Below are 10,513 nucleotides of genomic sequence, written 5' to 3'. Positions count from 1 at the left end.
CGGCGGCGATAACGGCACTTAAGAGCCCGGGAAGATAGAAGCGCCAGGCCTGCTGAAACGGCGCATTGATGCTCTTCGGCCACCCAAACGCTTCACCCATCGCCCATGAGGTACTGGCTGTCAACGCAATCGCTGCAATAGTACCCGCCTCGACCAGTCCCAGTGCGAACAGCGATTCCCCAGTGGAACCTAAACGCCGTCCTAAGAGCGCGATGATTTGCTCAATATTGTAATTTTGTGCTCCCGGGTGGCCAAATGCCAGGGTGCCCGTGAGGATAATGATGGCTAAAGCCACTAATACCATGATGAGCGATCCGATGGCAGTATCGATTTGCCCGTGACGGACATCCTTCACAGTGAGGCCCTTGTCGACGACGGAACTTTGTTGAAAAAATAGCATCCATGGTGCGATGGTGGTTCCAAAATTGGCCAGTACCACAAATAAGAACGCCGCTGTGAACCCGCCAGGGATGGTCCAGTGCTGAAAGCTTGCCGCCACTCGATTCCAGTCAGGGTGTGCCATGAGGGCGAGCGGTACAAAAACAAGGTTACCGGCGGCGATCCACAATGACACTCTTTCCCAGGAACGATACCGTAGTACTAATAAAATTGACGCATCTACCACAATGCCGCCCAGAGCGCTGAGTACGGGTGGAACGCCGAACACGGACATGCCCACTGTGATTCCGATAAATTCGGTGATGAGGGTCAGTAAATTGGCGATGACTAAATCTGCGAGCGAGAACCAGCCCCAAAAGGCACCATATCGTCCCCAGATCATTTCTGCATGCCCTCGATGGGTGACAGCACCTAGTCGAACCGTCATTTCCTGCACAACAAATGCGATAATCCCGCCTAAAACAATCGCAGGGATGAAAAATCCAATGCCATAAGCTGCTCCGGTCTGGGCATACGTTATGACTCCGCCGGCATCGTTGTCGGCGATCATCACCAGAATGCCTGGGCCAATCAGCGCCGCCATGAGCAATAGCTTTTTGAGGAGCGTTGGCGATTGTCGTAGAGCCTCAACACGAGCCTGGTCCTCGGCACGCAGTCGGGCCTCTTCTTCATAGATGGATAGCGCAGTCGCGGCTTTTTTCACAGTAATCACTCCTCGAGGCTCCCCCGAGGAGTGATCGGCTATTGCGCGAAGGATACTCGGGAAAGCACAGAATAATATTGATGGTTCCCACTAAAGGGATATCTATTGCCTCCAGGGTCTGTACTCACCCGGGTCGCCTCCTTTGCTTAAAAAGAAAAGCCTCCTGAAATCCAGGAGGACAAACGGCACTATCCGTCATCCCCCTAGTTGAGCTTTGGCACTACATCACGTGAGAATCTCAACGAGATTCAGCCACTTTGGAAGAAGCCTTAACCCGGCAACTTCTGGTCTACTCCTTAGCGTCTTTCGACGGGTCGGCGCAGTGGCCTATATTAATGTAGACGCCTCGCCTAACGAGGATTATCGTCACCCTAAATGATATGCCGTTTGATAAAAAACGTCAACCCGGAGATCAAAATTAGGTGTATTCGTATTGCGGTGCTCTGCGAAGGCGCACGGCTTGGGGACAAGCCGTGGCCGAACTCTGCGAGAGATGAGGAGGCTTTCCACAAATTTCTGGTATCCTTCCCCATCAACGTGATATTGTTACCCACTTGACCAATTATCCCTGACTGTGGCACGAGACGGTTTCATCACGGCGAGACGCTATTGATCAAACGTATGACAAAGGCCCGACGCTCTACCGCGAGCATTGCGATGCCGCTATAGAATCCAGTTATGGCGATCCCGGTGGCGAGTAGAAGGCGGTTCTGGATCGTGCGATTGTGCTGGGATATACTCTACTCATCACATTTCTATGCGTAAAGTTGCGAGATGGGGTGGGTTAGATGAATTCGCAACCGGCTTTTTACATTGTTTCGGGCCAGTGGGTCGCTGTAGATCACCCTCGGGTGACGATGCCGGTATCTCGCCTGGTCGCGTTGCGGGGCGTTGCGCCTTCTATTGCAGAGCACCCTGAGTGGACATGGGAATCGGATCACTGGCGCATTAGTTGGCCTACGTTAGGCGTGCACCTCTCGGAGCATCGTGTCCGTACATTAATGACTCGGTGGATGCTCATCCAAATGAGCAAAAGGCGAGCTAAACAGGGGCAGGGATCTCATGTCTACACAGGAGAAAGGAATGGAATAATGCCACCAGCATGGCTTCCATTATTACAACATTCTCCCACGTATTTTGCCGTATGCGGAGGCATGGCCGTTAATTATTATGCACGCCCACGTCAGACCGACGATTTAGATATCGTCGTCTTGATTCAAGATATGGAGATATGGGATGCGTTTTTCCGAGATAACGGGTGGAGTCGCAAGGGCCCGCTAAGCATTGCAGGATGGACCTATTCGAACGGCGACTTAGAAATCGACGTTTTGACGTCCGATGCGGATTGGGCAGCACGGGCGATTACTGAGGCGCAAGATGAGTTTCATGATGGCTTACCGATCATGCCTTTGGTTTGGCTTGTCTGGATGAAACTTGATGCCGGCAGGACTGGTGATCAAACGGATGTGAGCCACATGTTGGGGCGGTTGACTACTGAAAAATTTAAAGAGATCGTCATGATATTAAGTCCATGGTTGTCTATTGAAGATCGTGAAGATCTGGAGAGCCTATATCAGCTGGGACAATGGGAGATGAACTCAGAGAATTAGGTATCGATTTGCGTGGAGACATGGCTCCCATCGATGAGTACAGGAGTGCAGGCTGGGTGGGATACGAATTGGCTCAACTGGATGCATATTTTGGACGGAGCAAACGGGCTAGGATTTTTGGAAATAGTGTGGCTACCTTGTGCACATTGTTGCCCTCCATTTGGGACCGTTCCGTTCAAGCGTCCACGCGTTGACTATGCGTTTGACGAGCGATCCTGTGCCTGATGATGCCTACAGATGCTGTTGGCAATTTCGGGGGTTTCTTGCATGCAAGGGCGTCGATGCGTCATGCGCAAAGAGACGGAGTGCTTTCGCGTAGGTCGAAGGCGGTCTCGAGGCTTAACCGTCATGACAAGTTTCTCTTGGGCCGCCCACCGCCTCAGACCCGGACATGCGCCATTAACGCATCTGAATCCCCAAAACACTCACCCCGAAGTTTCCTGCCGGTTGTGACCCGAGGAAATGGTAGATGGAACTATGGTTTCGCGGCCAATCTGTCCCTGCTCGGAGGCTACGTTGTATCCGTCATCAGCTGCTGGGCATCCGCCGGCGGCAACGTTTCATAAGGCGTTCTGGCGCAGACCTGACAGCGACAGGCTGCAGATATTACGCCTCCCGCGTGCTATGCATGGGAGGGCCCTTGATCCATCCATTGCGTCCGGCGACCAAACCCCACGAGCCGAACGGCGTGGCCATGCGGGCATGGTGCCAACTCATCACTCTTTTTTGAAGAAACGTAGTAGGGAACGTCTATCTCAGAAATATCCGCGATCACATATCCAGGAAGATTCAAACGATTCGGAAGTCGTGGCAATGGCGTGCCTCTCAAAGGTGTTTTCCGTCTCGGTCCATCACAGCCTATGATTTTATAACGGCGGAGGAGATGGCACCCAAAAAGTTGCCTCAACCACAGGATACGAATACCCAAAAATGGGTACCGCCGTGAGCCGTTGCGGATATTTTTCTGCGCCGCTTGCACTCGTTTCGGGAATGATGCACAGTGGCCTAGATGACTCAAGAAAATATTTGATCTTTTAAAGAAGGGGAGCCCATTTGACATTGCGGGTGTCGCAATCCGGAGCACGTCGTTTTTTGCTTGAGGCATTAGATCTGCATTTGATGGTCGCTCGGAAACCCGTTTCACAGCACATACAGCGTCTGGAAGCGGTGCAAATTGACCCGGTGGCACGCGTCAGCAGAAACCAGGACCTAGTTCTTTCGGCACGCTATGCCCACTATCAACCGTCCGATTTAATCGATGCGTTGAAGAAGCATAACGTGTTTGAGTACCGGGCGAATGAAGCATCTATTCTGCCGATAGGTGACTACCCTTTATTGGAAGGAACGCGTCAACGTATGCGCACACGGCTCGATGGGGAGTTGGGAAAGTTCGCATCGGTAGTAGAGGAAATCGTTAATCGGCTCCGCACCGAGGGCCCATTGCCTTCCCGTGCATTTGACAGCACTGAGAAAGTGAAAGGATATTGGGATACCTCACTTGCGTCCACCAAAACCACTAGCCACGTGCTCAACTTGATGCTGGATACGGCAAGAATTATGGTGGTGGAGCGGGTCGGAACCATGCGCTATTTCGACCTTCCTGAGCGAGTTGTCCCCAGTCACCTCTGGGAGGCTTCGCTCTCCTGCGCGCCCCTCAAGGCGGATGCGGCTTTGTTCGATAAATATATTCGCGCCTATAAGCTTGTGCGTGGTGGACATGAGCGGCTTGGATGGGGAACACATCCCATGGCGTGGAGACAAGCCGAACTTCACCGGCGCGTGCAGCAAGGCACCATTACTCCAGTAAGTATTGAAAACGTGGATTCCCCGTACTATGTCGCAACCGTGGACATCGAACGCTTACAGTACTGGAATGAAAGCTCTCGGTTGTGGCCAAAACATCGTATTTGGTTCTTGCCACCGCTGGACAATCTGTTGTGGGATCGCAAGCGTCTTGAGCATTTATTTGATTTTTATTATCGCTGGGAAGTATATGTGCCAGCGGCGAAGAGGACGTTTGGTGTCTACGGGATGCCAATTTTGGCGGGCGACCAGCTGGTGGGTCGCATCGATCCGGAGGTCCGCCGCAAAGACAGTCAGTTGGTTATTCATAATATCGCCTGGGAAGAGGGATTTAGACCGAGTCCGACATTTCTGGCTCACTTTGAGAGCGCATTGGCGTCATTTTCTGAGCGATTGGGAATGAAGGACATTGAGTGGCACGGTCCCAAAAATGGGTATGCGTAATCGGAGATTGATATCGTCAAGCGGATGGGCGGTCATGAGGACTTCTTATCAATGACATTCGTTGTGCGGCGCTGTGCATCGCATATGAGCGTGTTATAAGAATAAATTGCGTGCGTCGAATTGGGATGCGCCGAGTGTTTGACGGAGGGTGTACCCTAGGTTATTCTGCTATTAATCGATATTTATCGATGGAGGTGTGTGCCATGGATTGGGTTAACATCTTTCGAGCCTTGGGACATGAGGTACGTTATGCACTTTTCATGCAGCTCATGAGAGGATCGGGTGAAACGTCTTGTTGCGGAGCGATTGAATCTCATGAATCGGCTTGTTGTGTCGTTGACTTGACCCGGGCCATCCCATTATCTCAATCGACGATCTCGCACCATTTGCACATTCTCGTCGAGGCCGGTTTAGTGACACATGAACGCCGCGGCACGTACAGCGTCTATGCCGTCAACGAGCCGTCGCTGATCGCTTTACAGGGGTTTCTCGAAGAGGTTAGGATCTGTCGAGGTGAAAGTTCATTGCCTCCTATCGCAGTCTTACCCGCCACCTAATTTTTTTTTGTTGGATTCATCGATCTTGATCGATGAGCAAACCGTAGGAGGATGTCAAATGAAGTCATTTAATCCTGATGAAATTCGTACTGCTGTTCGTGAGAATTATGCCGAGGTCGCAAGAAAAGGGGACACGGCTGGTTGCGGTTGCGCTCCTGCATCCTGCTGTTCAGACGGTTCTGTCAGATCGGTCGCGACGGTCTCGTTGCAATTAGGTTATTCCTCAAACGAGATCGAAAATGTTCCCGCTGGCGCGAATCTCGGGTTAGGCTGTGGGAATCCTCAAGCCATTGCCGCCTTACGGCCGGGAGAGACTGTGGTGGATCTCGGAAGCGGTGCAGGCTTCGACTGTTTCCTGTCTTCCACAAAGGTTGGCGATTCTGGACGTGTCGTAGGGGTTGACATGACCCCAGAGATGATTCATAGGGCCCGGAACAATGCTCAACACAGTGGCTATACGAATGTCGAATTTCGGTTAGGAGAAATTGAACATCTACCGATCAGCGACGGGTTTGCTGATGTCATCATATCTAACTGCGTCATCAATCTGTCTCCTGACAAACGGCAAGTGTTTCGCGAGGCGTTTCGAGTGTTGAAGGTAGGAGGGCGTTTAGCCATTTCTGATGTAGTAGCAACGGCTCGTTTACCTGAAGAGGTTGGTGATGACATGGCGTTGTTAGCTGGTTGCATTGGAGGGGCGGCATTGATCAGCGACATCGAAATTATGCTGAAGGAAGCGGGATTTTCATCCATCTGTATCGGCCCAAAGGATGAAAGTCGGGAGTTTGTCCGACAATGGTCACCGGGCCACGATGTTGCCAATTATGTAGTCTCTGCCACAATTGAAGCCGTAAAACCCGCACCAGCACCAATTGATGACTAACTGGTTGATGGCGGGCCAATCGTAAATCAGGCATAAACATAAAATGTATGAGATGTTGCGGTGGCGCCATCTACCACCAAGACGTCGTGCTGAACTTCGTGGGCCACAGTGTACCTGCGCGGTATCGGAGCTCCAATCATGTACGCAAACTACAGTATCTTTGTCATCGTTAGGGCTGCAAAAGATGCTCCGTGCCATGTAAGCGTGACTTGGTGGAGTGCTTGAAACTGGTCTTTACGCCAAAAATTCATAACACGGGCATCATACTCGGTTGCCACGTCGATGCGGATCGACTGCCCTTGGTGCATCCTGAGATACGCTTCAAGCGAATGATAGACGCTTTGTCCGAAGCCACGACCTTGACATTGTTCATGTATCATCAGGAGGGATAGGTAGGTCTCCCGGTCGATTTTGACATCGAGGAGCCCAATGACATGCTGAGTCGATTTTTCTACTATCTTTAACGGCACAAATCCATCATCTTTTACGGTGCGTATTTCATCCTTCATCCACGGAGCGGTGACGGTGTGGCGACCGAGATGATGAGTGCAGAAGTGGCGATGAGAGTTGTATATAGCGACGAGATCCGCAATATCTTCTGGATTCACAACGTCGATATATGCATCATGGGTTTGAAATAGCATGAAGATCCTCTCATCTCGACGGTGGTGTTTATACCTGTGCATCGAAAATCCTTTGTGTTGCATTATATCATGCGCGATTTGCCCCCAAGGACATCACTGGGGTCAGTGAACCACGATACTTTTCCTTGACCAGGGGGCTCGCGAAGTTTATCATTGACCAAACGGTCATTGCCAGGAGGCCTGAAGCTATGCCACGTACAGACTCAGCCAATCAAGAAATTCGTGAACAGCGACAGGCGCAGATTCGATCAGCGGCCGCGCGACTCTTTGCGCATTATGGGTACGTCGGTACTCGCATTGAAGATATTGCGCAAGCAGTGTCTATGAGCAAGGGCCTTCTCTATCACTACTTTGGGAGCAAATCGGAGCTCTACGCGGTGCTGGTCGATCGTGCAAGTCGCGGTACAATCATGCTTTTCGAGGAGGCGCTGAACCGGCCCGGCAGTGCTGCTGACCGCCTTCGATGGCTGATCACGCAATCCCTGGAGGGACTCATTGAGCAACCCGATATGTTTATGGTGGTTATGCAAGCATTTGTGAGTGATGCTGTGCCTACGCAGGCTCGCGAGCAAGCAACGGGATTTGCTCGGAAATCTCAAACGATGCTGATAGAGTTCATCCGCTCGGGTCAAATGGAGAATGAAGTGGTGGAGGGAGACCCGGAGCAGCTCGCCATGGTACTGGGATCCTGCATTCAGGGGATGGCGGTCAGTCATGCTATCACGGGGAGCGTGCCGGCGATTTCTGAGGCGGTTATCGGTCTCTTTACATCGCCTTCGGGCCAAAAGACCTGAGAAATTTTTTTATACTATGATTGACCGAACAACCGGTCAAAGAAAGAAGGAACACGTTGTGAAACCACCGCAAGTGTCGCTTCGTGGATGGGTGATGGTCGGGCTTTTGGCGGGCCCATTTTTAACGATGGTAGACAGTAGTATTGTGAATGTTGGCCTTTCAGCGATCGCGCAGAATCTACATGCATCTCTTCAAGGGACACAGTGGGTTGCGAGCGCCTACCTGCTATCGCTAGGACTGACTCTGGCTCTTGTGGCGGATGGTGCGAAGCGATGGGGCTCTTTGCGCTTGTATACCGTGAGCCTCATCGGATTTACTCTCTTTTCGGGATTGAGTGCACTCGCGCCCTCCTTGCCCTGGTTAATAGCCACACGTGTGGTTCAGGGACTTTTTGGCGGGCCTCTAGTGCCCTTGGCGATGAATATGTTGTTTGGATCCGACAGTCAAACGAAAAAGCAGATGCCGGCGGCGGCTGGAATGGTGTTGTTTTTGGCGCCTGCCATTGCTCCGGCCCTGGGGGGCGTATTAATCCACTTCGGTGGATGGCCGTTGATCTTTTTGGTCAATGTTCCGGTGGGACTGGTGGCTCTCATTGGGGTCCGTCATATACCTCCCCTTTTAGGAGGGGCCGCGCACGCTGATGTACCGCGTTTTGATATCGTAGGATTTATCGGATTGGCTGTGGCACTGACATCAGTGAGCTATGGGGCCGTCGAGGGCCCACAACGCGGATGGAGTTCTGTAACGGTATGGCCGTTCGTGATGGGAGGTATCGTTCTCTTGGTACTCTATGGATGGTGGTCACGCCATCGCCAGCATCCGATCGTCAATCTTTCCGTTTTCGATAATGGGCAATCCGTTATAGCGTTGATCCTGTCTGCGCTGGTCTCAATCGTGATGTTTGGTGTCGTCTTTTTGGTTCCAGTATTTATGCAGTCCGTTCAGGGACGAACCGCGTTGGTGGCCGGTATGACCCTTCTTCCGCAAGGACTCATGACGGGCGTTGGAGCGGTTATTGGGAACACCCTGCCAGAAAGATGGGGTATCCGGCCTACGGTTCTCATCGGTTTGGTTCTCTTAACGTTCAGTACATTTTCATTATATCTGGTCACGGTAGTGTCGCCCGCGTGGGTCATAGCAGTGCTATGTATTGGACGTGGTTTCGCGATTGGACTGGTCATTCAACCGCTTCTCAACAGTGTGATGAATGCGCTACCTGCCCGTGCGGTACCGGATGGTACTACCGTATTTAATATTGTGGAGCGACTGGCTGGCACCATCGGCATTGGTCTCTTGGTGAGCCTCTTTGCCGCGCGAGAACAAGCGCGAATTAGCTCTCAGGCGGTAAGACACCATCTTTCAGCGTCACAAGTACGTCATGCGCTGGCGAGCCCCGAGCATACGGCGACCACCGTGGTACAGGTGGTTCACAGAGGACAAACGTTGGGATTTCACGACGTCATGGGTGTGGTGGGGCTGATGAGTGTCATCGGATGTGTGCTTGCAGTGGCGATTCGGGTTCCCCGAAAGACCACCGAAACCACGACGGATGTTAGCTAGCAGTTGTGGCAGGCATGGACGCGGATGGCAATACGTATCGCACGATTAGGAAAAGCCGTGCCTCTCCCTAACCGTGCGAGCAAATAACCATAAACATTAGGATTAGTAATATGTTGTTATCATAAGCTAAAACTCGGACTTTGGTGTCTCAGGTTCGTCTCAATGTTCGGCTCCCAGTCGCGTCATGGCTTCCAATAAATGCTCAAGCGCTTGATCAAGATAGCGATAGTAGGTCGCTCGACTGACGTGAAGAGCTTCTGCGATTTGAAGTGGCGAGTGTCCCTTTTCCAAAAAAGTAAGGCGCAATATTTCTTGATCTCGAGACGACAGCGAGGGTTGTCGGGGATCGTTTAAGAGTTTTTCTATCGCGCATTTTACCGTGGAGACCGATTCGTTCAAGGCCGTCAGTAGGGGTGATAGGCTAAGGGCGGTCGGTTCGCTCCAGTGATTGAGAAAATAGCGGACGTCCTCAGCATTTATGGGCTCATGGGACTTGATGTCAAGTCGTGTTGACAAGATCTGTCGGATCCACTGCCCAAAGTGTTGCTGGCGTAAGTCCAGCACGAACAACTCTTCGTTAAGATCAGGATCTCCGCTAATAGGGAATGGTTGCGATTGATAGCCTAAGGACCGAAGGAATTGTTTCAGCGCAGGATTGGTGAGTAACAAGAGCCCTAATATTCCCGCTTGGAATGACAGCTGGTCTCGGGCTATCACACCGAGAATTTCTTGAGGGGCATAGTGATTCTGATGGAAATTGATGCCGGCTAAAATATTATACATGGCGGTGGCTTCATCGATCCGGCATCGAGTAATGCCGAGATTTCGTGACAGAAGTTCCTGTACTAATTTCGGATGATAGTTTTCCAAGAGGGCGAGGGATGCTTGATGAAGTGGCACTGCCACAAATACTCCCATCGGTACGCCCTCTGAGGTGCGCGTCACGCGAATTGCTTCGGGACATGTGGCGATCACATCGTCAAAAAGGTTCATGACTTTGTCGTGTGAAAGAGGTAAACTTTGCCGATTCCACTCGCTGATGAACTGGCGGCAGGCGTCATAGTCTTCTCGCCAGTATGCGGTGACTGTCAGGCCCGATAATGGCAACGACAAAT

Annotated in this window: 9 protein-coding genes and 1 riboswitch; of the genes, 6 read left to right on the top strand and 3 right to left on the bottom strand. The window is 51.7% G+C overall.

Annotated features, from left to right (window positions below; all coding sequences use genetic code 11):
- On the bottom strand, positions 1–1,102 hold a 1,102-nt coding region (locus ACOJWD_RS06315; protein WP_486992376.1), incomplete at its 3' end, for an NRAMP family divalent metal transporter.
- A gap of 193 nt (positions 1,103–1,295) precedes the next feature.
- Positions 1,296–1,467: riboswitch (M-box (ykoK) riboswitch) on the bottom strand.
- Between the two features lie 423 nt (positions 1,468–1,890).
- Here ACOJWD_RS06315 and ACOJWD_RS06310 point away from each other — a divergent pair.
- The 4 genes from ACOJWD_RS06310 (at position 1,891) to ACOJWD_RS06295 (ending at position 6,399) form a co-directional block, all read left to right on the top strand.
- Complete coding sequence (locus ACOJWD_RS06310) at positions 1,891–2,712, top strand: hypothetical protein (RefSeq protein ID WP_486992375.1); 822 nt, start codon at positions 1,891–1,893, stop codon at positions 2,710–2,712.
- A 1,053-nt stretch (positions 2,713–3,765) separates the two neighbouring features.
- Positions 3,766–4,959: a DNA glycosylase AlkZ-like family protein gene (locus ACOJWD_RS06305; protein ID WP_486992374.1), complete on the top strand. Its 1,194-nt coding sequence runs from the start codon at positions 3,766–3,768 to the stop codon at positions 4,957–4,959.
- A 203-nt stretch (positions 4,960–5,162) separates the two neighbouring features.
- Positions 5,163–5,516, top strand: coding sequence for an ArsR/SmtB family transcription factor (locus ACOJWD_RS06300; RefSeq protein ID WP_486992373.1), 354 nt, complete (start codon positions 5,163–5,165; stop codon positions 5,514–5,516).
- 58 nt (positions 5,517–5,574) lie between these two features.
- Entirely contained in the window at positions 5,575–6,399 is an 825-nt protein-coding gene (locus ACOJWD_RS06295; RefSeq protein WP_486992372.1) for an arsenite methyltransferase, read from the top strand.
- 149 nt (positions 6,400–6,548) lie between these two features.
- Here ACOJWD_RS06295 and ACOJWD_RS06290 read toward each other — a convergent pair whose 3' ends face one another.
- Positions 6,549–7,043 carry a GNAT family N-acetyltransferase gene (locus tag ACOJWD_RS06290; RefSeq protein WP_486992371.1) on the bottom strand — a complete coding sequence of 165 codons (495 nt, stop codon included), beginning with the start codon at positions 7,041–7,043 and terminating at the stop codon, positions 6,549–6,551.
- A 188-nt stretch (positions 7,044–7,231) separates the two neighbouring features.
- On the opposite strand from ACOJWD_RS06290, the gene ACOJWD_RS06285 reads away from it, so the two are divergent.
- Positions 7,232–7,837 (top strand): TetR/AcrR family transcriptional regulator, encoded by a 606-nt coding sequence (locus tag ACOJWD_RS06285; RefSeq protein ID WP_486992370.1) that lies wholly within the window; start codon positions 7,232–7,234, stop codon positions 7,835–7,837.
- A 58-nt stretch (positions 7,838–7,895) separates the two neighbouring features.
- Positions 7,896–9,398 carry a DHA2 family efflux MFS transporter permease subunit gene (locus ACOJWD_RS06280; RefSeq protein ID WP_486992369.1) on the top strand — a complete coding sequence of 501 codons (1,503 nt, stop codon included), beginning with the start codon at positions 7,896–7,898 and terminating at the stop codon, positions 9,396–9,398.
- 159 nt (positions 9,399–9,557) lie between these two features.
- Here the strand turns inward: ACOJWD_RS06280 and ACOJWD_RS06275 are convergent.
- On the bottom strand, positions 9,558–10,513 hold a 956-nt coding region (locus ACOJWD_RS06275), incomplete at its 5' end, for a DUF1492 domain-containing protein (RefSeq protein WP_486992368.1).

Source organism: Sulfobacillus sp. TH-112 (assembly GCF_057473405.1).
Note: the sequence above shows the minus strand (reverse complement) of the source record. Positions and strands in the feature narration are given on the sequence as shown.

Coding starts and splice junctions, on each gene's coding strand:
- ACOJWD_RS06310 (WP_486992375.1), top strand. CDS start 1,891: ATGAATTCGCAACCGGCTTTTTACATTGTTTCGGGCCAGTGGGTCGCT.
- ACOJWD_RS06295 (WP_486992372.1), top strand. CDS start 5,575: ATGAAGTCATTTAATCCTGATGAAATTCGTACTGCTGTTCGTGAGAAT.
- ACOJWD_RS06285 (WP_486992370.1), top strand. CDS start 7,232: ATGCCACGTACAGACTCAGCCAATCAAGAAATTCGTGAACAGCGACAG.
- ACOJWD_RS06300 (WP_486992373.1), top strand. CDS start 5,163: ATGGATTGGGTTAACATCTTTCGAGCCTTGGGACATGAGGTACGTTAT.
- ACOJWD_RS06290 (WP_486992371.1), bottom strand. CDS start 7,043: ATGCTATTTCAAACCCATGATGCATATATCGACGTTGTGAATCCAGAA.